The organism is Rodentibacter haemolyticus (genome assembly GCF_015356115.1).
GTDB classification, from domain to species: Bacteria; Pseudomonadota; Gammaproteobacteria; order Enterobacterales; family Pasteurellaceae; genus Rodentibacter; species Rodentibacter haemolyticus.
This window is the reverse complement of the sequence record NZ_CP063056.1, coordinates 338,136-361,350: the sequence shown is the minus strand read 5'-3', so window position 1 is coordinate 361,350 and position 23,215 is coordinate 338,136. Positions and strand designations below refer to the sequence as shown.

At 38.9% G+C, this 23,215-nt stretch carries 22 protein-coding genes and 4 tRNA genes; 19 read left to right on the top strand and 7 right to left on the bottom strand.

Translation table 11 applies throughout. The features are described from left to right. The first annotated feature begins 4 nt into the window (after positions 1-4). Positions 5-1,018, top strand: coding sequence for a biotin synthase BioB (bioB, locus tag IHV77_RS01845; protein ID WP_194812468.1), 1,014 nt, complete (start codon positions 5-7; stop codon positions 1,016-1,018). A 60-nt stretch (positions 1,019-1,078) separates the two neighbouring features. Here bioB and putP read toward each other — a convergent pair whose 3' ends face one another. The 4 genes from putP to IHV77_RS01825 all read right to left on the bottom strand — a co-directional run bounded on the left by putP (position 1,079) and on the right by IHV77_RS01825 (position 8,051). After that, positions 1,079-2,575 (bottom strand): sodium/proline symporter PutP, encoded by a 1,497-nt coding sequence (gene putP / locus IHV77_RS01840; RefSeq protein WP_194812467.1) that lies wholly within the window; start codon positions 2,573-2,575, stop codon positions 1,079-1,081. 236 nt (positions 2,576-2,811) lie between these two features. Next, a complete protein-coding gene (gene putA, locus IHV77_RS01835; protein ID WP_194812466.1) occupies positions 2,812-6,264 on the bottom strand; it encodes a bifunctional proline dehydrogenase/L-glutamate gamma-semialdehyde dehydrogenase PutA in 3,453 nt (1,150 codons plus the stop codon). A 193-nt stretch (positions 6,265-6,457) separates the two neighbouring features. Beyond that, positions 6,458-6,781, bottom strand: coding sequence for a thioredoxin (trxA, locus tag IHV77_RS01830; RefSeq protein ID WP_194812465.1), 324 nt, complete (start codon positions 6,779-6,781; stop codon positions 6,458-6,460). A 157-nt stretch (positions 6,782-6,938) separates the two neighbouring features. After that, the gene (locus IHV77_RS01825; RefSeq protein ID WP_194812464.1) at positions 6,939-8,051 is read right to left on the bottom strand and encodes a methionine biosynthesis PLP-dependent protein; all 1,113 of its coding nucleotides are present in this window, start codon (positions 8,049-8,051) and stop codon (positions 6,939-6,941) included. 243 nt (positions 8,052-8,294) lie between these two features. Between IHV77_RS01825 and IHV77_RS01820 the strand changes: the two genes are divergently transcribed. From IHV77_RS01820 to IHV77_RS01755, 14 genes are all read left to right on the top strand, one after another. Beyond that, a tRNA-Gly gene (locus IHV77_RS01820) sits at positions 8,295-8,370 on the top strand. A 4-nt stretch (positions 8,371-8,374) separates the two neighbouring features. Next, positions 8,375-8,448: transfer RNA gene (locus IHV77_RS01815), tRNA-Cys, on the top strand. A 27-nt stretch (positions 8,449-8,475) separates the two neighbouring features. Continuing rightward, positions 8,476-8,562: transfer RNA gene (locus IHV77_RS01810), tRNA-Leu, on the top strand. A 49-nt stretch (positions 8,563-8,611) separates the two neighbouring features. Further along, positions 8,612-8,687, top strand: a tRNA-Lys gene (locus IHV77_RS01805). A gap of 66 nt (positions 8,688-8,753) precedes the next feature. Next, entirely contained in the window at positions 8,754-9,572 is an 819-nt protein-coding gene (locus tag IHV77_RS01800) for a ParA family protein (RefSeq protein ID WP_194812463.1), read from the top strand. A 13-nt stretch (positions 9,573-9,585) separates the two neighbouring features. Then, the gene (dnaB, locus tag IHV77_RS01795; protein WP_194812462.1) at positions 9,586-10,965 is read left to right on the top strand and encodes a replicative DNA helicase; all 1,380 of its coding nucleotides are present in this window, start codon (positions 9,586-9,588) and stop codon (positions 10,963-10,965) included. Between the two features lie 2 nt (positions 10,966-10,967). After that, positions 10,968-12,725, top strand: coding sequence for a ParB family protein (locus IHV77_RS01790; RefSeq protein ID WP_194812461.1), 1,758 nt, complete (start codon positions 10,968-10,970; stop codon positions 12,723-12,725). After that, positions 12,718-13,281: a DUF2857 domain-containing protein gene (locus IHV77_RS01785; RefSeq protein ID WP_194812460.1), complete on the top strand. Its 564-nt coding sequence runs from the start codon at positions 12,718-12,720 to the stop codon at positions 13,279-13,281. The genes IHV77_RS01790 and IHV77_RS01785 overlap by 8 nt, the downstream gene beginning before the upstream one ends. Before the next feature lie 240 nt (positions 13,282-13,521). After that, on the top strand, positions 13,522-14,754 hold the full coding sequence (locus IHV77_RS01780; RefSeq protein ID WP_194812459.1) for an STY4528 family pathogenicity island replication protein: 1,233 nt from the start codon (positions 13,522-13,524) through the stop codon (positions 14,752-14,754). A 1,374-nt stretch (positions 14,755-16,128) separates the two neighbouring features. Beyond that, positions 16,129-16,875 carry a PFL_4669 family integrating conjugative element protein gene (locus IHV77_RS01775; protein ID WP_194812458.1) on the top strand — a complete coding sequence of 249 codons (747 nt, stop codon included), beginning with the start codon at positions 16,129-16,131 and terminating at the stop codon, positions 16,873-16,875. Between the two features lie 9 nt (positions 16,876-16,884). Further along, positions 16,885-17,382, top strand: coding sequence for a DUF3158 family protein (locus IHV77_RS01770; RefSeq protein WP_194812457.1), 498 nt, complete (start codon positions 16,885-16,887; stop codon positions 17,380-17,382). A gap of 228 nt (positions 17,383-17,610) precedes the next feature. Beyond that, positions 17,611-18,138, top strand: a complete 528-nt coding sequence (locus IHV77_RS01765) for a hypothetical protein (RefSeq protein WP_194812456.1) — start codon at positions 17,611-17,613, stop codon at positions 18,136-18,138. A gap of 143 nt (positions 18,139-18,281) precedes the next feature. Continuing rightward, on the top strand, positions 18,282-18,668 hold the full coding sequence (locus tag IHV77_RS01760) for a hypothetical protein (protein ID WP_194812455.1): 387 nt from the start codon (positions 18,282-18,284) through the stop codon (positions 18,666-18,668). Then, positions 18,668-18,883 carry a hypothetical protein gene (locus IHV77_RS01755; RefSeq protein WP_194812454.1) on the top strand — a complete coding sequence of 72 codons (216 nt, stop codon included), beginning with the start codon at positions 18,668-18,670 and terminating at the stop codon, positions 18,881-18,883. Before IHV77_RS01760 ends, IHV77_RS01755 begins: the two co-directional genes overlap by 1 nt. A 3-nt stretch (positions 18,884-18,886) precedes the next feature. Here the strand turns inward: IHV77_RS01755 and IHV77_RS01750 are convergent, their stop codons facing one another. Further along, entirely contained in the window at positions 18,887-19,081 is a 195-nt protein-coding gene (locus IHV77_RS01750) for a hypothetical protein (RefSeq protein ID WP_194812453.1), read from the bottom strand. A 365-nt stretch (positions 19,082-19,446) separates the two neighbouring features. Between IHV77_RS01750 and IHV77_RS01745 the strand changes: the two genes are divergently transcribed. Together IHV77_RS01745 and IHV77_RS01740 are read left to right on the top strand one after the other, a co-directional pair. After that, a complete protein-coding gene (locus IHV77_RS01745; protein ID WP_194812452.1) occupies positions 19,447-19,881 on the top strand; it encodes a single-stranded DNA-binding protein in 435 nt (144 codons plus the stop codon). Between the two features lie 66 nt (positions 19,882-19,947). Then, complete coding sequence (locus IHV77_RS01740; protein WP_194812451.1) at positions 19,948-20,247, top strand: hypothetical protein; 300 nt, start codon at positions 19,948-19,950, stop codon at positions 20,245-20,247. Here IHV77_RS01740 and IHV77_RS01735 read toward each other — a convergent pair. Beyond that, positions 20,207-20,845 carry a plasmid fertility inhibition factor family protein gene (locus IHV77_RS01735; RefSeq protein ID WP_194812450.1) on the bottom strand — a complete coding sequence of 213 codons (639 nt, stop codon included), beginning with the start codon at positions 20,843-20,845 and terminating at the stop codon, positions 20,207-20,209. The two genes, IHV77_RS01740 and IHV77_RS01735, sit on opposite strands and share 41 nt — an antisense overlap. A gap of 94 nt (positions 20,846-20,939) precedes the next feature. On the opposite strand from IHV77_RS01735, the gene IHV77_RS01730 reads away from it, so the two are divergent. Further along, complete coding sequence (locus IHV77_RS01730) at positions 20,940-21,416, top strand: hypothetical protein (RefSeq protein WP_194812449.1); 477 nt, start codon at positions 20,940-20,942, stop codon at positions 21,414-21,416. Positions 21,417-21,761: 345 nt separating this feature from the next. Continuing rightward, positions 21,762-22,175 (top strand): hypothetical protein, encoded by a 414-nt coding sequence (locus IHV77_RS01725; RefSeq protein WP_194812448.1) that lies wholly within the window; start codon positions 21,762-21,764, stop codon positions 22,173-22,175. On the opposite strand, the gene IHV77_RS01720 is transcribed toward IHV77_RS01725, so the two are convergent. Then, the gene (locus IHV77_RS01720; RefSeq protein ID WP_194812447.1) at positions 22,144-23,139 is read right to left on the bottom strand and encodes a hypothetical protein; all 996 of its coding nucleotides are present in this window, start codon (positions 23,137-23,139) and stop codon (positions 22,144-22,146) included. The two genes, IHV77_RS01725 and IHV77_RS01720, sit on opposite strands and share 32 nt — an antisense overlap. Between the last annotated feature and the right edge of the window lie 76 nt (positions 23,140-23,215).

Below are 23,215 nucleotides of genomic sequence, written 5' to 3'. Positions count from 1 at the left end.
AAGTATGACAACCAAACAAACCGTTCAATTAAATAGCATTACACCACATCCTTGCGTTGAGTATTGGTCCGTTTGCAAAGTTGAAGCATTATTTGAAACTCCCTTTTTGGAATTGGTTTACCGAGCCGCTCAAGTACATCGAGAAAATTTTAATCCGCAAGCGATTCAGCTTTCGACACTTATGTCTATTAAAACCGGCGGATGTCCGGAAGATTGCGGTTATTGTCCGCAATCGGCGCGGTATCAAACCGGTGTGCAAAATCAGCAATTACTGAATGTTGATGAAATCGTTGAGAAAGCCAGAATTGCAAAATCTCGCGGGGCGGGGCGTTTTTGTATGGGGGCGGCATGGCGAGGACCGAAACCAAAAGATATGACAGAAGTTACAGAAATTATTAAAGCAGTGAAAGAGCTTGGTTTAGAAACTTGCGGTACTTTTGGATTATTGCAAGACGGTATGGCGGAAGAATTAAAAGAAGCGGGGTTGGATTACTATAATCATAACCTTGATACCGCACCGGAACATTATCACAAAGTTATCGGCACGCGCCGTTTTGATGATCGTTTAAGCACTTTAGGTAAAGTACGTAAAGCCGGTTTAAAAGTTTGTTGTGGCGGGATTGTGGGAATGAATGAAACTCGCAAAGAACGAGCAGGTTTAATTGCAAGTCTTGCAAATTTAGATCCGCAACCGGAATCCGTGCCAATCAATCAGTTAGTGAAAATTGAAGGCACACCGCTTGCCGAAGCGGTAGAATTGGATTGGACGGAATTTGTTCGAACCATTGCGGTGGCTCGCATCACAATGCCTCAAAGTTATGTGCGGTTATCCGCCGGTCGTCAAGGTATGACGGAAGAAATGCAGGCGATGTGCTTTATGGCAGGTGCTAATTCGATTTTTTATGGCGATAAATTGCTCGTTACGGGAAATCCTGAAGAAGACGGCGATCAAATTCTTATGGCAAAACTCGATTTAGAGCCGGAAACGGAAGAAAATCGAAAACCGATTGAGCGTTAAGGAAAAGCAAGTAAAGAAAAAAGTGCGGTAAATTTCACCACACTTTTTTATCGCTGTAAGTTAGCCTTTATTTCTGTCCTCAAATTCGGTTAGTGCTTCATCAAATTGTTCCGCTACTGTCGGATGAACTTGGGCGAATATTGATGAGGTTATCGTGATGAATGAGCAAACTAAGAAACCCGGAATGATTTCATAAAGGTGAGATAAATCTTCCCAACCTAGGTATTTCATTAACGGGCTCCAAGCGACAACGGTTACCGCACCTGATAACATTCCCCACAATGCTGCTTTGGAGCTGATGTTGCGATTAAAGAGAGAGAGAATGACGACAGGGCCGAATGCCGCACCAAAACCAGCCCAGGCATAGGATACCAATCCCATCACTTTAGAATTTGGATCTTGTGCGATGACAATAGCAATGACGGCAATCAATAACACCATTAAACGTCCAATCCAGACTAATTCTTGGCTTGAGGCATTTTTGCGGAAAAAACCTTTGTAAAAATCTTCGGTAATTGCTGCCGAACACATTAATAATTGTGCTGATAGCGTACTCATCACCGCCGCTAAAATAGCAGATAATATGATACCGACAATCCAAGGATTAAACATCACTTTAGAGAGTTCAATAAAGATGGATTCTGCATTATCAAGCGGAATATTTTTGTGGGTGAAATAGGCTAATCCGAAGTAGCCGACAGATACTGCGCCGCCTAAGCAGAGTAGCATCCAAGTAATGCCGATTGTGCGGGCTTTATTGAGCGACTGTACTGAATCCGCCGCCATAAAACGAGCCAAAATGTGCGGTTGCCCAAAATAACCCAATCCCCAAGCGAGGGCGGAGATCACGCCGATACCGGATACATTATGCAACCAGTTGCTATATGGAATATTGGTTACCGCTGATTTTGCCGCTAAAGCCGTATTAATTTCATTCCAGCCGATATTCACTAACGCCATAATGGGGGCAAGAAGCAAAGCAAAAATCATTAATGATGCCTGAATGGTATCACTCCACGAAACCGCTAAATAACCGCCGATAAAGGTATAGGTGATGGTAGCAATCGCACCGAGCCAAAGGGCGGTGTAGTAATCTAAACCTAATAAACTTTGGAACAATTTAGCACCTGCAACAACACCTGATGCGCAGTAAATAGTGAAAAAGAATAAAATAATAGAGGAGGAAATAATTTTTAACGCTTTTTTCTGACGTGGAAAACGCTGAGCAAAAAATTCAGGCAATGTGAGCGCATTGCTGTATTTTTCGGTAAAAATACGTAAGCGACCTGCCACGATTTTGTAATTCATAAAGGCACCGATGGTTAGTCCCACGGCAATCCAGGCTTCAGACAAACCCGAAAGAAAAATCGCCCCAGGTAAACCCATTAAAAGCCAACCGGACATATCCGAAGCTCCGGCAGACATTGCGGTGACAAAACTTCCCATTTTTCGACCGCCTAAAATATAGTCGTCAAAGTTTTGGGTTGAACGGTAGGCATATAATCCTATCCCCAAAATGATGAATAAATACAAACCGAATGTGATGTAAATTTGCATGGTTTTACTCCTATTGTTGAAGTGTTTTTATGTTTTTTATCCCCTCCATTTGCGGAGGGGGGGCGCAAAGTGGCAGGAGAAAATGCAATAAAGTTGCAAAAATTATTGATAGTTTATGTGGAAAGCACACATAGCAGAAATAACATAACTTTTTTAGGGTCATTACGCTATCACTGAAAACTATCGGGAAAATGACCGCACTTTTCCTCCTTAAATAAAGAGAAAGAATTACAACACTAATGTTCTTCCGCCGCCATCAATGATGTATTACCACCTGCGGCAGTGGTGTTATAGCTGCGAGAGAATTCATCATATAACGGCAGTAAATCTTGTGTCGTTTGCCAATCGAAACATTTGAAAATCGCTTTGCTGTTTTCCGCAAGCCATTGGCGTTGAGCTGACTCAAGTGCAGTCAAATAGACACCTTTTTGGCAATGACCTAATTGGGTATCTACACGAATCCCTACTTTGTTGGCTTTCGCAAGCGGGTGCTTCGGTTCAACTAACAGGGTAAAGCCCGCGTTAAGTAATTTATCCGCCACTTGTTGTGCGCTTTCTAAATCGCCGTTTAAGATTGCGACTTCGCACGGCAGATACGCCAAACTGTTGTGTTCACCGGTGATACTCTCTAGCACCGGTTTCGTGTTCCCTAAGGTGTGTTCGTCACCGAATTGACTATAATAGCGCGCTGTGCGGGTTAAGCGTTGGAGGTAGAACTCACCGCCGGCTTTAGGCCCTGTGCCGGATAAACCGTGCCCGCCGAAAGGCTGTACACCAACAACGGCACCTACGATATTACGATTGATATAGAAGTTACCGCAGTTGAGGTGTTTTTCTACCAAGTCCATTTGTTTGCGAATGCGGCTGTGGCAACCACCAGTTAGGGCATAACCTTTTTCGTTTACGCTTTCAAGCACTTTCACTAAATCATCTTTGCGATAACGGATGATGTGTAAAATCGGGCCGAAAACCTCACGTTTAATTTGATCCAAGTTATCTAATAAGTAGATAGATGGTGCAATAAAATGACCGCCCTCCGGTACGGATAATTCGGTATAAGCATGTGCTATTTTACGCATATTGGCTTGGTGGTTAAGTAAGTTTTGCTTCGCTTCATCATCAATCACCGGACCGATATCGGTTTCGAGTAAACGAGGATCGCCAAGGCTTAATTCTTTCATCGCTTCACTGAGCATTTTGTAATATTGATCCGCGACTTCTTCTTGCAGCAATAAAATACGAAGGGCGGAGCAGCGTTGACCTGCGGAATCAAAAGCGGAACTTAAAACATCCGCCGCTACTTGTTCAGGTAAGGCGGAAGTGTCCACTACCAAGACGTTTTGACCGCCTGTTTCTGCAATGAGAATAGGGTCATTGTCTGCTGTCGCTAAGCGTTTTTCGATAAGTTTTGCCACTTCAGTTGAACCGGTGAACACGACACCGTCAAAGGCTTGCTGTACTAGTGTCGCACCGAGATCGCCTGCACCTAACACTAATTGTAAGGTTTCTATCGGCACGCCTGCTTGATGAAGTAATTTCACGGCGGCATAAGCTATCAGTGACGTTTGTTCCGCCGGTTTTGCGATCACCGAATTACCCGCAGCCAGAGAGGCGGCAATTTGCCCTGTGAAAATGGCGAGAGGGAAGTTCCAAGGAGAGATACAAAGCACTTTACCTCTGGCTTCACCAAGTTGATTATTAGAACTTAATTGTTCGAGTTGATTGGCATAATAGCGGAGAAAATCGACCGCTTCACGCAGCTCTGCAATGGCATTTGGCAAAGTCTTTCCGGCTTCAATAATCGCCAATTTCATTAATAAACCGTGATGTTCTTCATAGAGATCTGCCGCTTTGCGTAAAACATCGGCTTTTTCGACCGCACTTTGTTCATTCCAACCCCGGTTGTTCGCTGCATTGAAAACGGTTTCTGCTTGCGTTATATCCAAGAAACGCACTTCACCAATTATCTCGGTTAATTTTGCAGGATTTTTTACCTTATGTGCAGCGTGTTGTGCCAAATTATCAAGTGCCGTTAAGGATTCTGCATTGGTGATTTTCGCTTCATTTAAGGCTTGTTCAAGGTTTGCAAGTACAAATTCGTTGGTTAAATCAAAACCGGCGGAATTACGGCGATCCGCAAAAATATCGAGAGGCTTACGGACTAATTTATTCGGTTCACCTTGGGATTTTTCATAAAGTTTCCAAGGTGGCGTTACGAGTTGCGAAACAGGAATGGTTTCATCCACTAATTGATGTACGAAAGAGGAATTTGCTCCATTTTCAAGTAAACGACGAACAAGGTAGGCGAGTAAGGTTTCGTGCGTGCCGACAGGAGCATATACACGAACTTGGCGATCAAAGTTATCTTTGCCCACAATGTTGTCATAAAGGTTTTCCCCCATACCGTGTAAGCATTGAAACTCAAATTCTTTTCCTTGCCCTAGTTCGTAAACGGTGCACATAGTGAGGATATTGTGAGTTGCAAATTGCGGATAAATGACATCTTGTGCCTTAAGGAGTTTTTGGGCACAAGCAATATAGGCAATATCAGTATGGTTCTTACGTGTGTAAAGTGGAAAATCTTCGAGCCCATCGGTTTGTGCCCATTTGATTTCGCTATCCCAATATGCGCCTTTCACCAAACGGATCATCAAATACCCTTGTTTTTCACGGGCAAGATTGATTAAATAATCCAACACATACGGACAGCGTTTGGAATAGGATTGCACGACAAAACCAATGCCTTTGTAGCCTTTGAGCTCCGGTTCATCAAGCAATTTTTCCAGTAAATCAAGGGAAAGTTCTAAGCGATTGGCTTCTTCCGCATCAATATTTACGCTGATATTGTATTTTTTCGCTAATAAGAAGAGTTGTTTTATGCGCGGATAAAGCTCGTTCATCGTGCGATCGTATTTCGCCCGGCTATATTTAGGGTGAATAGCAGAAAGTTTTACCGAAACGCTGTTGCTGTTGTAAATGGTACGTCCGATAGCATTTTTGCCTACTTCTTCAATGGCATGCAGATAATCATTGAAATAACGATCGGCATCGGAGGTAGTCATTGCGGCTTCGCCTAACATATCAAAAGAGAAAGTAAACCCTTTTTTATAGCGTGGATTAACGTGTTGCAAGGCTTCTTGCATTGTTACACCTGCTACAAATTGTTTTCCCATAATACGCATAGACTTTACCATTGCTTGGCGCATTGCCGGTGCGGCAAGACGGGCAAAAAGCTTTTTTAAGCTGCCGGAAAGTTGTTCTTCACTAAGGGTTTCACTCACTTTTTTACCAAAAACCAAGCCATAGCTGGCGGCATTGATGAAAAAAGATTTTGAATTGCCAAGGTGGGATTGCCAGTTGCCGTCTTGTAGTTTTTCATAGATAAGTTCATCACGGGTTTTGGCATCAGGAATACGTAATAATGCTTCAGCCAAGCACATTAGTGCCACCCCTTCCTCCGAACTCAATGAAAATTCTTCCATCAACGCATCGGCACCGTATTGTTTTTGCTTGATATGACGAAGTTTATTGATAAGTTTAGTTGCATTCTCTGTAATGCGTTTTTCCTGTTCTTCAGTGAAACTGAGTGTTGCCATCAAACGGTCAACCGCTGTTTTTTCATCAAGGCGATAGTTCTCCGTAATAATTTGACGTTCAGGGCGATAAGTTTTGGAAAGTGAAATAGACATTTGATAACCTCTTTCTGGTACTTATGTTGCAACTTTGTAAACAAAGTTAAGTCTATTTTAATAAGAAGTAAATGAGGATTTGTCAAATTTGTGAGTAATATCACAGAAAATGTGGATAAATTAGAAGATATTTGAGGCTGGAAGGGGGAAATAAAAAATCCTCTCATAAATAAATGAGAGGATTTTTAAACTATTAAAGGTGTTGATTAATAAAAGCCGCTAATTGACCTTTCGGTAATGCGCCTACTTGTGTGCCAACCACTTCTCCATTTTTGATAAGAAGTAATGTTGGAATGCTGCGTACGCCGTATTGCGCTGCCACAGCTTGGTTTTCATCTACGTTGATTTTCACGATTTTCGCTTTACCGTCAAATTCCGGTGCAAGCTCATCTAATAGTGGACCAACCATTTTGCAAGGGCCGCACCATGGCGCCCAAAAATCGACTAATACAGGGAGATTCGAATGTAATACGTCTGCTTCAAATGTTGCATCGGTAGTATGTAATACTTGACTCATTTTTATTTCCTTTCTTTGTGAATGTTGCCTTTATATAGAGGCATTTAGTTAAATTACAAGTGCGGTCAGAATAGCACGAGTTATTTAAAAGTACAGTTATTGATTTAATTGTTTAAAACTAAAAGCGTAAAGTATAGCTCTCAAAATTTACTAAGGCTTATTTTAAGTTGGCAAAGGCTTGGAGTAAATCTGCTTTAATGTCTTCTACATCTTCAATCCCTACAGAGAAACGCAGTAATGTATTCGTGATACCCCGTGCCACGCGTTCGGCTTCCGGAATATCCATATGAGTTTGTGTTGCCGGATAAGTGATAAAACTTTCCGTGCCACCAAGGCTTTCTGCAAAGGTGATGAGTTTTATAGATTTCAAGAAGGTATTTATCCAGGCTTCATTTTTTAAACGGAAAGAAAGCATTCCGCCTTTATTCGGGTAAAGCACGGAATCTACTTGCGGTTGTGCTTTTAAAAATTCGGCAATCGTTTTTGCGTTTTCTTGATGGCGTTTCATACGTAAAGAGAGGGTTTTCATACCACGAATGGTTAGCCAAGAATCAAATGGGGAAAGTACCGCACCCGCGCCATTTTGAATGTAAGCAATGCGATCGCAAAGTTCCTGACCTTTCGCTACAATCAAACCGACTAACGCATCATTATGGCCGGCGATATATTTTGTGCCGCTGTGAATTACAATATCGGCACCTAAATCTAATGGGCGGGAAAGTACAGGAGTTAAGAAAGTATTATCGACAATTAACATCAAATGATGTTTTTTGGCTAATTTAGCGATTTCTGTGATATCGCATTCTTCCATTAACGGATTGGAAGGAGTTTCAATAAAGATTGCTTTCGTATTTGGTGTGATTGCCGCTTCAATATCGGTTACTGAAGCCGTATTAACATAAACAGGTTTCACACTATTGTTATTTTTATAAGAAAAATCCAAAAGACGGTAAGTACCACCATATACATCGCTTGAAACGATCCATTCATCCGGTGAACGGAAAAGAGTCATTAACACCTGAATTGCCGCCATACCTGATGAGAAGGCAAAACCACGATCACCGTTTTCTAATTGTGCGATGGTATCTTCCAACACGGTACGGGTTGGATTTTTTGTACGGATGTAATCAAATCCCGTACTTTCACCAATACCGCGGTGACCATAAGCCGTAGAAAGAAAAATAGGGGTTGATACCGCCCCGGTACGTTCATCGCTGCGATTACCGGCTTGAGCAAGTAGGGTGTCGATTGCGTATTGTTGTGTTGTCATAATTGCCTCTAAAAATAACGAAAAAAGTGACCGCACTTTTTATTGAAGAATGCCAAGCATTTTGGCATAAAGCCCAAATTGATAAAAGAGGAAATTAAAAATAGAAGGAAATTTCATTTTTTCATCATTTATTGCCAATAATTTAGACGAAGTGCAGTTTTTTTAAACGGTTAATATTTTTTTTTAAATCTGCGATTGACAGCTTTTCAAATTTCCGTAAAATGCGCACCACTAACAGCGAATGCGGGAATAGCTCAGTTGGTAGAGCACGACCTTGCCAAGGTCGGGGTCGCGAGTTCGAGCCTCGTTTCCCGCTCCAATACGGCGTGTTAGCAAAGCGGTTATGCACTGGATTGCAAATCCATGTAGCTCGGTTCGACTCCGGGACACGCCTCCATATAATACGTTGTAAGTTAGTCTATGTGCCCGAGTGGTGGAATCGGTAGACACAAGGGATTTAAAATCCCTCGCCTTTCGAGGCGTGCCAGTTCAAGTCTGGCTTCGGGCACCATTTTATAGAATTCCATTTTTATAAAAAACTCCTTTAAAATCCTATACTTGGGTCGTTAGCTCAGTCGGTAGAGCAGCGGACTTTTAATCCGTTGGTCGAAGGTTCGAATCCTTCACGACCCACCAATGTTATCTTCTAATTACCATCTCTTAGACTTTTCATTAGTTTGCTCTTGACAAGAGAGTTTGACTATGGAAAATTTATCTCGAAATTCAGCATTTATTGTCACTGTTATGTCCACTAAAGGTGGTGTAACTAAATCAACGAATGTCGCCAATATCGGGGCATTTTGTGCAGAGTGCGGTTTGCGCACATTGATGATTGACACGGATGTTCAACCGACTTTATCTACTTACTATACTTTAAACTATACTGCACCACAGGGGCTTTTTGAATTTCTGATTCAAAGCAATACGAATCCTGAGCAGGTCATTTCAAAAACCGAATACTCCAATCTCGATATTATTCAATCAAACGATCCAACGGATGCCATTACGACACATTTGCGTAATTCTCCTGATGGAATGTTACGTTTCAACGATCTTGTCCGTTCTTTAGAAAACTATGATCTGATTTTGGTTGATACAAGAGGAACAAAAGGAATCACTGTTGATATGTCTGTATTGGCAAGTGATTTGGTTATTTCTCCACTCAAACCTGAGCTGCTTTCCGCCCGTGAATTTGTTCGTGGAACGATGGGGCTTTATCAACAACTCCAAGTCTTTACCAAGCATGGGTTCAAATTACCGCAATTAAAAGCCGTCATTAACTGTTTAGATAAAACTAATGATGCTAAATCAGTTGTAGAAAGTCTGCGTAAGCTCTTTATTGAAAGCAATGACACCTATATGGAATTACTTGAATTAGCTATTCCTGCGCGTGTTGCTTATCGTGAAGCGGCCAGTCTTGCTCTCCCTGTTCATCGTCATAACAAAGATGAAAAAGAGAATATTCGCAAACTCTGCCTTTCACTTTTTCCGCAATGGACTGATAAATTCCAAGCGCTTTAATTGGAGGTGAAATATGAATAATCAACCTTCAATGATTTGTAATATTGAAGCAGAGCAATCCGTTATCGGCGGATTGCTCCTCGATAACAATAAATGGGATGAATTAAGTGCGATTGTGACAGCGGATAATTTTTATCTCAGCCATCATCGTTTGATGTTTACGGTGATTGGTAAGTTGCTTATGAATAATGAACCGGCGGATATGGTAACGGTAGAGCATGCATTAAAACAACATAATTGGCTTGAAGAGTGTGGGGGGCTTGCTTATTTGGCTGAAATCACACAGAAAACCCCGAGTGCGATTAATGTAGAAGCTTATGCCAAGATAGTGCGAACAGATAGCCAGTCTCGTCAACTCTACGCTTTAGGTGATTTACTGAAAAAAGAAACAGGAAAAGTCAATTCTCAAGATGCACTTGATGAATTGATTTCTAATACAGAGAAACGCCTGACCGAATTAACACTTAACCGTTCGGATAACGAAACAAATGTGGATTTATCCGAGGTATTAGCTCATGTCGTGACGAGAATGGAAGAGAGTAAAAATAACCTTTCTCCCGTCACAGGCACCTCATTTGGTATTGAGCGTCTTGATATTAATACAACAGGTTCTCAAGCCGGCGATTTAATTTTGCTTGCCGCACGTCCTTCCATGGGGAAAACCGCGCTTTCATTGACTTTTTTGAAAGCGGCACTTGAACAGAAAAAAGAGAACACGGTTCAGTATTACAGCCTTGAGATGCCAGCAGAACAAATTATACAACGTCTATTGTCAGCACTTGCACGAGTTCCTTTACAAAAAATACGTCAAGCTATTCAAATTGATGAAATGGAATGGTCAAGGATTGCTGAAGCATTTGGCATGATTGCACATCAATGGAAAAACCGTTTGCTATTGGATGATAACAGCTATCTTACACCACAACTTTTACGCACTAAAGTACGCCGTAATGTACGTAAATACGGTGTGCCATCCGTGATAATTATTGATTATTTACAGTTAATGTCTGACCCGGCTTATAAAGATGGGAAAAATCGAAATTTAGAAATCAGTAGTATTTCCACTCAACTAAAACAGTTAGCAAAAGAAATTGGTTGCCCGATTATTGCCCTGTCCCAGTTAAATCGAAATTTAGAAACGCGTGCCGATAAGCGTCCTATTTCATCGGACTTGCGTGATTCAGGATCACTGGAGCAGGATGCCGATATGATTTTATTCATCTATAGGGATGAGGTGTATAACGATAATACTGAAAATCCCGGGATTGCGGAGCTCATTATCGCTAAGCAGCGTAACGGGCCGATTGGTACCGTATTAAGCCAATTTAAAGGGGAGTTTTCACTTTTTGAGAATATTCCAAATGATGATTATGAAAGATTAGCGAGATTATAGGTATGAAAAATCCTTTTGTTCCTTCCAAAGATAAAAAAGCGCGTGCAGAAAAAATGATGGCAGCATTATCCAGGCCGGCAATTATGAATAATTCGCCGGAATACGAAAAAATGGTGCAAAGTCAATCATTGCAGCCATATCAGGCGGTTTCTGCGGATACCGAAACACCAAACGGTCATCGTTTAATTACGATTACATTAGATCAGTTACGCCCTTATGAGGGGAATCCCCGCCGTACTAAAAATCCAGCTTATGAGGACATCAAAGCATCGATTAAATCACGTGGACTTGATCATGCCCCTAACGTGACACAACGTCCGGGCGATAATTTCTATACGATTTTAGATGGCGGAAATACCCGTTTACAGGCGTTAAATGAGCTATTTAAAGAAACCAGAGATCGTCGTTTTTGGTCGATAGAATGTATTTTTAAACCTTGGCAGGGTGAAGCGGACGATATTAATTCACAACTTAACATCTTGATTGGTCATTTGGCTGAAAATGATGTACGGGGTGATCTTTCTTTTATAGAGAAAGCCCTGGGTATCCGAGAAGTGAAAAGTCTGTATGAAAAAAAATATGGCGAATATTTTTCACATCGTAAGCTTGCTGAAAAGCTAGGTGAAAACGGCTATCCAATTTCATATTCCTTAATAGCCAAAATGGAGCAATGTTTAACCTATTTGTATCCACATATTCCGAATGTGTTGTTAAACGGTATGGGGAAACCTCAGATCGAAAAACTGCTTACTATTCGTCGTAATGCACAGGTTTCCTGGGAGAAACAGGCGGAAGCATACCCGGTACATAAGGATTTTGATATGGTTTGGATGAGCTCGCTTACCGGATTTGATGAAGAGCCTGATGAGTTTGTATTGAATGATTTTCAAGATCAACTTATCGGTAATATTACCGAGGCATTTAGTTATCAGGTTCCTTATGAAACCTTTAAATTTGAAATCGATCTGGCAGAACAAAAGTTCAAGAAGCTGGTAGAAAAACAACCTGACATTTTGCAACGCACTCAAGAGAGCGAAATTCGGGTCGAGGAAACAATGCGGGGGCTACAATCTAAACGGGAAGAACTCACACCAACGCATCAAGAACCCAAAACATTGGCACTGGGCAAGCAACATCAGAGCATTGAGAATGATGGAACATCCACTCCGCCTTCCATTTCACCACAAATGAATATTGATGATCCCCCTTCTGTGCCAAATATTACGCCGCTTTCGCCATTACCGGATTTAGGCATTTCCGGTGATGATGTTTCTTCCGCTGTTATGCAGCATTTTAGTGATTTAGGTTTGACACCGGGCGTGAATCCTGAAAAACAACGTCAAGAAGAGGCGGAGCTTAATGGATTGGAATTTTCAAATTGTGGTAAACAACCGGTAACCAATATTTGGAAAATTCACCCGAACCGTAAGCACAAAATGGAAGCCTATTCGCTCGCATTGGATATTGCCGAAGAAGTAGGACTTGGTGCATTTGTCGAACACGTTCACCATGAACCCATTGATTATAGCTATCGTATGCGTCCTCTTGATGGGCAAGAATATCCTGAATTTACCTTATTTGTTTACCACTTATTAACTGCACTCGCAACCGAATCTCAAGCTACCCGGCAGATTAGCTTATTAAATTCGGATTATTTAACCGGTAATACGATGCCTGATTTAATGTTGGTTCGTTTATTCCGTTTAATTCGTTTATATCGTTATATCAACGCCCAACAAACCGGAGGTCAAGATGCTTAATATCAATTTAAATCAAGCGTTGATTTCAGAAATCATCGCCCATGTTCGCCGTGGAGAGCTGAACTATTGTTATCAGTTAGGCTTTGATGAGTCTGAACTTGCTACCATTATGGCCCTCACGACAGAAGAGATTTGTGAGATCTGCGACAGTAGCAGTTCATTTGCCTCGATTAAGATTAATCATTCGGTATTTTGGAATCTGATTGAATCAGTACGTGTAAATTCACAAGAACGCAATATTATCGACCGAGCACTGAATTTAGGTATTTCAGGGGAAATGTTACGCCACCGATTCGGCTGGAGTTCTTCAGAGGTTTCTGCCCGTCGAAAATTATTGGGGATCAAAGAACATATTGGCCGTAAGCGAAGTGCTGATGAACAAGATGAGTTAAAGGTATGGGAACTGTGGCAGGAAAATAAACATACCATTAAAACCAATGAAATTGAAAATTCAATGGCGGGGCTTGATCTGTTGATGCATATCGCAGAGGAAACAGAATTAAGTTTAACTGAAGTTTGGCGTCTTGTTTCAACTTGGGTAAAAGAAGGTAAATGATCGCCAATAAAAAAGCGAGTCTGACAAACTCGCTTTTGAAATTATTGATATCTCAAGGCTAGATATATACGTATGCTAAAGGTAGATGGAGGTACCAAAGCATACGAGATATGAGCCGAAGTACATAACGTATGATAAAGGTAGATGGAGACACCAAAGCATACGAAATATAGGATGAAGTATATAACATTCCTCCAATATCTCAATAGAAAAATTAGATAAAAAAGATGGAGCAAAAAAATGTTGCCGGAAAATAAAGACTTTCAAGGATTATTATTTGTTGGCAATCGACATGAGACAGTACCGGTGCGATTGCTGATGGATAAATATTTAACCTCTAGGGCAAAGACGGCTTGGCAACTCATTAAATTGCATTCAATGCAGTTTAAAGGGGCGATGTTTCCTTCCTATGAAACCTTAGCATTATGGCTTTCAGATAGAAGTTATCAACAAAAGCCGGTATCCCGAAAAATTGTCAGTCAGACAATTATGTTACTACGCCTAACGCGTTGGTTGACGTTATGCGAGACCGTAAGAAATCATCACGGACAAATATTGGGTAATGTCTATGTAATGAATGATGAACCCTTTAGTATTGCAGACAGTTTAGTTATTAATGACGATTATCTCCGTTTTGTGGAAAAAATGACAAAACACCAAGATCCCATATTGCGTGATGTTGCGCTTTCTATTGTGGATGAAGTGGTAAAAAGCTCGGATACCGTATGGCATTTAGTTTCGCATATTGGAATTATCCGCGAACGTTATCTCATGTTTACCCAACAACAAAGTGATGATTCAGCAGTGACGACACTGCCGGAAAATTTGGTGCAAGCAGTCGAAAAAACACAGCAGAAATTGCTGGGTTCCAATAGGGAACTCAGTAAAACGAAAACGGAACTCAGTCAAAAAATGAACAATTCACCGAGTTCCGAAATGGAACTCAGTAAAAATTCACTGAGTTCCAATAGGGAACTTAGTCCCCAAAATGATGATAAGTCATTGATTTTAGACTTAGTTCCATTAGGGAACTCAGGTAATACACAGTACAGTACTAGTACTATAAATACTAAGTACAGTACTAGTACTATGCGTATCGAATCAATTTATTCGGAATTGGCACCATTCAAATTAAGTACATTGGAAAAACAGTCCATTGCGAATGAGATGATGAAGTTAGATCAGGAAACACGACAAGCCGTCATCTTTGAAGCAACACAACGCATTCAAGATGGCAAAGTTGCAAAACCGGCGGGTTATTTATTTAACTTGGTAAAACGTGCTAATAGCGGGGAATTTAAACCGTATTGGTTGAATAAAAATCGTCAGGCTGAGACAGCTCAAATTACAGAAAATAGCACACTGAAACAAGGTGCTAAACGGGTATTACCCGGTTTAATGGAAGCTCCGGGAGTAAAGGATGGCGTGGATTTTGATGCGATTCGGAAACTTGCAGGCTTAATGCGTGTATAGCCTGATACAGATTAGACCTTGCTTTGATAGGCTTAGTCATATTTAGTACAAAAAATAGGCAAAATGTAAACAGTGTTTACAGTTAGTACAAAAAATAGACAAAGTGTTTCCAGTGGAAACAGTTAGTACGAAAAATAGACAAAGTGTTTCCAGGGGAAACAGTTAGTACGAAAAATAGACAAAGTGTTTCCAGGGGAAACAGTTAGTACAAAAAATAGACAAAGTGTCGCCACTGGCGACAGTTAGTACAAAAAATAGACAAAGTGTCGCCACTGGCGACAGTTAGTACAAAAAATAGACAAAGTGTTTCCAGTGGAAACAGTTAGTACGAAAAATAGACAAAGTGTTTCCAGGGGAAACAGTTAGTACGAAAAATAGACAAAGTGTTTCCAGTGGAAACAGTTAGTACAAAAAATAGACAAAGTGTTTCCAGTGGAAACAGTTAGTACGAAAAATAGACAAAGTGTTTCCAGTGGAAACAGTTAGTACGAAAAATAGACAAAGTGTTTCCAGTGGAAACAGTTAGTACAAAAAATAGACAAAGTGTTTCCAGTGGAAACAGTTAGTACGAAAAATAGACAAAGTGTTTCCAGGGGAAACAGTTAGTACAAAAAATAGACAAAGTGTCGCCACTGGCGACAGTTAGTACAAAAAATAGACAAAGTGTTTCCAGTGGAAACAGTTAGTACAAAAAATAGACAAAGTGTTGCCAGGGGCAACAGTTAGTACAAAAAATAGACAAAATGTCGCCACTGGCGACAGTTAGTACGAAAAATAGACAAAGTGTTGCCAGGGGCAACAGTTAGTACGAAAAATAGACAAAGTGTTGCCAGGGGCAACAGTTAGTACGAAAAATAGACAAAGTGTTGCCAGGGGCAACAGTTAGTACGAAAAATAGACAAAGTGTTGCCAGGGGCAACAGTTAGTACGAAAAATAGACAAAGTGTTTCCAGTGGAAACAGTTAGTACGAAAAATAGACAAAGTGTTTCCAGTGGAAACAGTTAGTACAAAAAATAGACAAAGTGTTTCCAGTGGAAACAGTTAGTACGAAAAATAGACAAAGTGTTTCCAGTGGAAACAGTTAGTACGAAAAATAGACAAAGTGTTTCCAGTGGAAACAGTTAGTACAAAAAATAGACAAAGTGTTTCCAGGGGAAACAGTTAGTACGAAAAATAGACAAAGTGTTTCCAGGGGAAACAGTTAGTACAAAAAATAGACAAAGTGTCGCCACTGGCGACAGTTAGTACAAAAAATAGACAAAGTGTTGCCAGGGGCAACAGTTAGTACGAAAAATAGACAAAATGTCGCCACTGGCGACAGTTAGTACGAAAAATAGACATTATACTTTTTACATATAAAAAAGGGGTAACATATGACTTCAGAAAATACAGCTTATGCACCACAGCCGGAACAACCTCAAATTGGTGCACTTCGCAGTGAGATTACATTAACATTACACTCCCAATATGCCACCAGAATGTGGCAAGGGCGCCCTGTCGTTCGTGAGGGGAAAAAGGTTGTTCGTCCCGGTATTTTAAGTGTTCCGGGCTGTTTATCACTCCTTTCTCAGTTACAAAAAGATGCGGCAAATGACGATCCTTATGCCGATTATTATCTCGCTGAATTTGAAAGTATGGTGCTCAATAATACCGAGCAAATGAAAAAACTCATTGCTGATTTAGTGGAGATTCATGCCGAACAACTTCCTGACGGTATAGATATTCAACGTTGTAGTAATATTGAACCGGCTATCTACCAAATCTATGCGGATTCGCCTTTGGCATACAAATTAATTTATTTACTCTGTGAGTTTGATACACTGGCAAAAACAACGATGACCGCAGCCTATATTGCGTTATTAACCAAATCTGAGGCGCGTGAATGGCTTGAAGCTGGTTCGATTTTATTACGTCGTTGTTTTGGTGTTATTGAGACATACCGACATAGTGGAATTACCCGTCAAGATGTGCGAGATAATTCGGCTCGTTATCAAGAAGTGCGACAACGATTTAAACTTGAACTGCCGCAGGATATTTTAGAGGGAACGCGTCGAGCACGTTTTGCACCGGACATTCACGCAAGTGCGGTCAATAACGATGAAGTTTTACTGAAGGAGTAAAATATCACAATGAAAATTCATGCATTAATCCCTGAAGCAATGTATCGTGATCTCGCCGCTAAACATAATATCAATGGACTTATGCGAAATTTCTTCGGTGTGTTGTCTTCACCGGAAGAAATTAAGCTGTTATTGGCGCAGATTCGAACAGCGCGTGATGGTATGACGGCAAATTACCCGACACTTGTCCGAAAAATTACAGATACATTGGTTGGCACACTTCCTCTTTTACTTTATAAGGATGGTTCAGGGAGTAGTGCCGGAGCAGCTTATTTACGTTGGCGCAATTTAGAAAATAGTAAAAGCGGGCAAAAAGCCTGGGAAAATATTGTCGGTGACAAGCGTTATTCCCGCGAGGTTAGAGCTTCTATGGTGCAGATAGAAAAAGAGCGGTTAGTCCTTAATATGCAAGTTTCTGTTATGACATCAATTATGCGCCAGTTGTCAGAATGTGCTGAAAAAATGGATAAAGTTGATGAGCTATTTCAAACTGGGGAAAATACGTAATCCTCCCTCTTTTTTCATTGCTTGTATGGCATTTTTCTTACTGCTTGCAAACCTTTGATATTCACTGCTTGTAATGGTTTAAATAAAAGGCCTTTAAAGGTAAGGGAGCAAGTCCCTTACCTTTGACGAGGAAAAGGTTAGAAAACTTTCTTTCATTCATTTATCATTTTACTTATCGTATTGGCTCGATGACAGTTGATGATTCATATTGATAGAAGGAAATGAAAAATGGACGAATTTAAGTTATTAGCTCTAGTGACTTTTGAGGTTTTTGGTATTGTCATTGTTATTGTATATTCACAATACAAGCAGCAAAAAAGAATTGAGGATTTTAAAGCGGTTATCAAAAATTCGCTGCTAAAAGGATATCTTAATGATGAATCTTTAGATAGTTATGCGTTTTCTTTCAGACTAAAATATGAGCGTGTATCCCTTATTCTGCAACGTCTTATCATTGAGTTAGAGAAAGATGACAGTTTTCAATATCCGGAAAAGATTGAATTATTAAGACAAGTTACACGTATTTACCAAAAAACAGGTTTTTTATCTAATCTTCCTGATAGCATTCGTTCTAAACTTAGAGCGATTATTACAATGAATCCTCAACTTAATGAACTCATCTTTCAACTTGCTCAAGATATTTGGATATTCAATTTGAAAGATAAACTATTTAGGAATATTAGTTTTCTCATTTCAATTATCACGACATTGATTGCTTTATGGCAGTTCTACCCAATCGTTATCTCACTATTTTAATAATTCATTTTGATTCGCTATTTTAATTTACCTTGTTGTGGTTTTTTAATATTTGTATTTTTGCACCATAATCATGACGACTAAGGTAAAAGATGTTATCTGTAATTTATCGCTGCTTACGATTTTCATATCTACGTTATCGTTTGAGAAAACATATTTTTTATGAACAAAAGATATTGTGGCAGTATATGATTAAAAATGAATCGCCGATAGAAAACATTCATTACAATGTTAATGATTTTGAAGTTTTTAGACATCAATACAATTTGAATAAAGGTCAGATGGGAATACTGTTGAGAGAGGTCATTTGGATGCCTTATTATCAGATGGGAAATAAATATGGCATCATTAAAAAATGGCTACTCCCTTTACTTGAGGTGTATTCCGACACGGATATTCTTTGTTATTTCGCCCTGAATACGCCCAAAACGGATTTATCTCAGATACAAGACCCAAATAAAGTAATTCCACTTTTAATTGAAGATTTAATTCGTTGTAAGTTCTATTTATACGTTAAAGAGAATAAATAATGGCTAATGTAAAAATGACATTTATGGTAGAAGTTGATGGGGAACCGGTAATTCGTCATCAAGTTGAAGAGGAAATCACTAAAAAAGGTTTTTACTTTTCTCAAGAGCGTCAATTGACGAAAGAAATTATAAATAAGATGAATGAATTCCATTTTGAAAGATGGGTCGAGCTACAAGCTTGGCCCACCGTAGGAACTGATGATAATAAACCGTAAATACTATCTATTACAGATTTCATAAATAGATTCTGCTAACTCGTTTAATTTCATAGCAATAAAATCTTCTTGTTTATATGAGAGTTTATTCCATTCATCTATTAAATTATTTGGATTTACATCTCCTAAATTAATCGTTAAAAGATTGGATGCTGCGATAACTGCTTCACCATAAGTGATACGCGTTTTTTCTGACATATTGAGTCTCCTATTTTGTTGTGGTAGATAAAAATGGAGATATCAATATACCACATAGAGTCGGTGTGGCTAAATAAGCGGCTCAAAATTCTCTTATTTATCAAGTGAATTTCCTCTTAAGTATTCTCCATAATGTATGCACAATCTCTATCAATTTATTAATTACATATGGGGCCAATGTTATGGGAAAAGTGAATATTCATTTTAGTATCAGTATTGATGGAAAGTATGTGGTTATCTCCCTTCAATGAAAACGATGAGAAAAGACTAGCGATTGATGTGCTTAACCAATTAAATCAACTTGAAACTCGAAATCATATCTATGCGGAAAATTGGGAAGAATAATTTTTTAATAAGGAGTTTTTATGGCAGGTATAAACAAAGTAATTATTGTCGGATTTTTAGGTAATGACCCTGAAATTCGCACAATGCCAAATGGGGATGCTGTTGCTAATATCAGTGTGGCAACATCGGAAGCTTGGACAGATAAAACAACCGGAGAACGCCGAGAAATAACCGAATGGCACCGTATTGTTTTTTATCGTCGCCAAGCCGAAATCTGTGGTGAATATTTGAAGAAAGGCTCCCAAGTGTATGTTGAGGGGCGTTTACGCACTCGTAAATGGCAAGACCAAAATGGTCAAGATCATTATACAACAGAAATTCAAGGCGATGTATTGCAGATGTTGGGCAGTCGAAATCAAAATACACAGCAATCTGCTCATAATCCTAGTAATGGTAAACCAACTCCGGTGAATGAACCTCCAATGGATGGATTTGATGATGATATTCCATTCTGAGTTACAGGGAACAATCTTACGTGGTCTGGCATTATTAACTAAGTAGCCCCAAATTTGGAGAACAAGATGAAATGTAGCAATGATTTAAAATTTTTATTTAATATTGTCCAAATTGCATCTGCAACAGCTAACCGTATTCGATACTTATTGCTTTCCAATGAAATCGAAAAAGCACATGAGCTCTTGAATGTGATGAGTAATTTTACGCTTCTGCAACCAATAAGGCAGGATAAAACCTGCCATGAGAATTTGAAACTTTTCCAAGCCTTAATCATTAATTTACCCTATTCAGAGTTAAATGAACTCAAACAAATAATAACCTCCGCTATTGCCAAGATAGAGGCTCATAAAGATTTTTCCCTTTAAGTAATTTCTCTAGCTCTAGATTTAATTCGGTGAGATCGTAAAAAGATAATGGCGTTATACCAGCGTGTTTAGCTAACAAAATTGCACTTTCTTGATTATAAACATAGACAGGAAACAATTTTATTCCATTTGCAAGTAGCCATATTGTTCGGGTAATGCCGTTAATAAATGAACATTCTGCAATATGTTCTTCTGAATATCCGATTAATTTATTAAACCATAAAAAATGCTTTTTATAAATCGGGGTTCTTTTTATATATTCTTTGCAACTTACTTCTGCTAACGGAACGGGATTTTCACGTCCAATGCTAAAACCTTTTTCAGCATGATGAAATTTGTAATCCTTTCGCCATTCTTCTTCATTACCAGTACTAAGGTGATATTCTTGTGGGTATTGCATGTTTTGCCACATGTTTAGAAATTTTTCAGCTTGGACAAAAACGAGCTTTAATTCATCATTAGGTGATTGAAAGATAGGATGTTTCATATATACCAGACGATTATCTTTGGTTTGAAACTCAAAAATTAGGTGGTTTTGTAACGTATATATAGGTTGCTCAATAAAGATTGAGTGATTTGGAAATTTAGTTAGCTCCATAAATTTCTCCTTAAACTTAAAAGAGTTTTAAGTGGATTTTAGCCGTGCTTTTGTAAAAAATGAACCTAAATAACCGGATTGTAAGGATAATTTCATGCGTTACATCAAACAAAGTTTATTTCTTGTTTCTACCCTGCTAATTTCAGGTTGTGCAGAGCTATCGGCAATTAATGATAAAGTTGGTGAGTTTGCCGGGGAGTTAAATAAAACTCTGGGGATTAGTACTATTCAATCTACTGAAGATGAGGCAGTATCTAAGCGTGATATTGATACGCTCTACGTTCGATTAAAACGTGAATTTAATTTTCCTACAAAAGATGAATATTTAGGGCGTGCTTATGGGGATATACGCAGATGGAAGATTCAGCAAATGGAAGAGGATGGCATTATTCATGAAACCAATCCTGGCGTTTACTATCGCATGGCACAAGCATTTGGCAATAAAAATCAGTATTACCTCGATATTAGTCTTGAAAAAGATGGCAGAAACAGTAAAGTGTATTGGAAAGTTCGTGGTACACAAGATGTAGTCAATGAAGTGAAGAAAGATATTTTGAAAGCTATAAAATAATAAACTGGTGATTCTCCTTGTTGCTCCAACGTTTGTTGGAGCTTTTTTTTGAAAAATTATTTTTGTGTTTTTTCTCTTTTGGTTTAGATAGCGAGTTTTTATAATACTCATACTTTATAACAATAATTTTTTCCATTGAGATCGATCCCACCGGTCAATCCCTTGACCACTCATCTCATTTGACAACTCTCGCCCCTCGATGAAAGGGGCTTTTTTTATTATTGTTTATAATATCTTGTATTAATATTTAAATAACTCTCAAAAATACTTGTAACAGCCTAGATAATTTGGATGAGTATAGTCCCTGTCTGAAAGATGGGGAAAACTTATAAAAGGGGGAGTTAAATGAATAAATCAAAAGAATGGCTATTTGATACAGATATATGCTTAGGACGTATTATTATGAATACGCTTCATCAGGAAAATGTACAACAATTATCTGAATCCATACTAGCTACTATACCTTGCAACAATGAACCCCAAATAGATATATTGCTAAATTACTGGACGTATCGCCTTTATGATAAGGTTATTGTTCATGCTTTGGATTTTATGACATTATCCTATCAAGTGGTTTATACCTTAACATTGACTGAAGGTGATGACATTTGCTTTTATCCGCATTCTTTTAGTTCAAACCAAGGTTCTATAACGGTAATAGATACCGTTGATGTAAATGGGTTTATTCATCACCTCAGCCAAATTTTTCGAAATCGAAATGTTCGACTCATTTTTTCTTGCTTAGATATGAGTAAGTGAATAAGCAAAATAAACGGAGATCATTTATGTTGAATGAGTGAAATGTATATTGTTTTCCATCTTTATTTACTGTTTTTGAGTCTATATCTTCTTCATTAGGAATGAAAAATATTTTAAATTGTTTTTCCTGATAGGGATTTGTTTCTATATGATCGAATAAAGCTCGTTTATAACGATATGATTCCAATATATTCCGTGGTATGTGCAAGTAGATTGGCAATCTCTTATATCCAGCAGGTTTTTGATTTTTCCAAACCGTCTCAATGAATTGGAATGATAATCCTTTATCAGTTTGCTTTAAAATGGCATTTCCCATATAAACACAGTGTTTCTTATATTCAATCCCTTTCTTTATTCCATAAAAATATTGATACAAATATTTGACTTTAGAACCTTCTACTTTAAGAGGGAGCTTTTTAAACATGGTCTCGGATAACTTATTTTTACTATCTAGGTAAGATTCTACTAATCTTACTAGTTGGGTCGTTTTGGCATATCGACTATAAGGTGTTTCAGTGTTCTTTTCTTGTTTTCCTTGTCGAGAGGTTGATGCATTTTTTGTAGGTTGGGTATCTTTGCGTACTGTAACAGCTGATTCATCTGCTTGGATAAAATTAAATTCATCGATGTAATCATTTAGCCTCGCTCGTGCTTTTCTTAATTTGAATTCATCCGTGGTTTCTCCTGGTAATTGTTGTTCTAAGTCATAAGATAAATAGCAGTCACTGCAATGGAGATCCTTTTGTCCCGGGTAAGTTCGATAATGTGGTGAATTACGATGATTGTCTGAGGGATGAATCTGATAATTGATACCGGCTAACTTTATTCCTTTTGCTCGACAGCTTTCGGTTGGACATAAAAAATCAAAATGCTTCCACTCTGTCTGATTAAGGTATTCCGTTCTTGCTTCGGTGATAGGTACGACTCTTCCTAATTGAACACAATATGCAGTTTGTATTGGCATAAATTCATCCCTTTTCGTACATAATAAATAATTGTTAGAAATTTCTTCACTTGATGTAATAACAATCAATTTAAAT